The organism is Pseudoalteromonas sp. 19-MNA-CIBAN-0066, assembly GCF_040308705.1.
In the GTDB taxonomy this organism is placed as follows: Bacteria; Pseudomonadota; Gammaproteobacteria; order Enterobacterales; family Alteromonadaceae; genus Pseudoalteromonas; species Pseudoalteromonas nigrifaciens.
Map to the genome: position 1 here is coordinate 1 of NZ_JBEONZ010000241.1, position 266 is coordinate 266.

1 protein-coding gene is annotated in these 266 nt (G+C 43.6%); it reads right to left on the reverse strand.

What is annotated here, in order from left to right; genetic code table 11:
• On the reverse strand, positions 1-266 hold a 266-nt coding region (locus AAEZ18_RS18985), incomplete at both ends, for an alpha/beta hydrolase family protein (protein WP_502935422.1).

Below are 266 nucleotides of genomic sequence, written 5' to 3' on the forward strand. Positions count from 1 at the left end.
CCATACGAGTGCCCTGCTATGGCTATTTTGTTTTTATCGGCAATACCTTTTTTAACTAATACATCAACAGCTGCTTGCGCACTTGATACTAACTGCTTTCTAAAGTTATCGTTTGGCTCGCTGCCATCAATACCCACTATTGGCATTTTAGGGTCGTCAAACACGGCAATACCTTTAGCAAGGTAAGGCATTGGGCCCCAATAACCAATGTAGGTAAACGCATAAGGCGATTCGCGTACTTGCGATGCAACCGCTTTATCTTCTGT